The 1149-nt window shown below is 50.2% G+C and carries 1 protein-coding gene; it reads left to right on the top strand.

The window, feature by feature from the left end:
- Positions 1-139: 139 nt before the first annotated feature.
- Positions 140-934, top strand: coding sequence for an ankyrin repeat domain-containing protein (locus ACFQUU_RS29300; protein ID WP_382252161.1), 795 nt, complete (start codon positions 140-142; stop codon positions 932-934).
- The last annotated feature ends 215 nt before the right edge of the window (positions 935-1149 follow it).

Below are 1149 nucleotides of genomic sequence, written 5' to 3'. Positions count from 1 at the left end.
TGACGCCCCCATAGAATCTCCATAACCGATTAATCTCCGTCTCCAGCTTTCGGCTATGCAACGCGGCGCTCGAGGCGGACACCGCTGCGCGGCTATGCCCCTCCGGGTTCCGCACAGCTAAACGTTAGGACCGCACACCATGCCACTCAAAATTCATAAATGTTTGTTTTTTGCTATCGTTGGGGTGTTAATACTTTTTTTGGCTGGTTGCGCTGCTAGTCGCCTTGGTGGCAAGACAGTTCGTGAAACGTTTCCCACAGAGTCCGTGGCTAGCTTTGTTAATGCGGTGAGTGCTGGAGATTATGCTGACGCCGAAAAGCTCATTAAGGCAGACGTAAATGTCAACGCGGTCGGTGTGGACGGCATCTCGCCATTGTTGTGGATTATGGGTACTACCTTAGATGTCACCAAGATAGAGTACATGCTCAAAGCGGGAGCGGACCCCAATTACCGTGATAGCAAAAGTAAAGCTTCTGCAATGTCTATCGCTGCGGGCGGTAATCGTTTGGATATCCTCGAAGCTCTGTTGAAGAACAAGGGGGATCCAAATCTTGTAGGGCCGCGCGAAGAAAATCTTCTAATGATCGCAGCCGGACAATTCCGTGAAAAAAACATTGAAATGCTTTTGAAGTACGGTGCAGACATTAATGGTCACGACCGGCATCAAGCTACAGTCGCCATCAAAGCAGCGCGCTTAGGCCGATTTGACTGGGTTGCGGACTTTCTCAATCAAGGTTTGACTTACAACTTGCAGGGTCTTGCAAAAAGCGTTGAGGTGAGACAGGTTCCGCCGAATTCAGGACAGCAGCGGTGGAAAGAAAAAGTAATCGAAGTGCTTAAGGCGAAGGGCGTAACGTCTCCAACATTCGTTGCCTGCTATCCGCCTGGCGACGCGCGTCGAAAAGAAGAAGATTGTAAGCGCCTCAAGTCGTAGGTATTGCGCTTCATGCCTATCCGAAAACACACGATAATGCTGCCTAACTTGTATATGAACGCAGGCGGCGCTGCCGCTGGTTATTCGGAACGTTGAGGCTGTGCAAAAAGGTGTAAACGAATCGACGTTTGTGCTGTCTGAGTAAGTGATATCTGCGATGAAGGAGCTACGATGGCACGCTTCAAACCGGTCGACATGAATCCGCGCTTTCTTCC

It is taken from the genome of Herbaspirillum sp. GCM10030257 (assembly GCF_042666555.1).
In the GTDB taxonomy this organism is placed as follows: Bacteria; Pseudomonadota; Gammaproteobacteria; order Burkholderiales; family Burkholderiaceae_D; genus Noviherbaspirillum.
The sequence above is the reverse complement of the archived record's forward strand: the minus strand, read 5'-3'. Positions and strand labels throughout refer to the sequence as shown.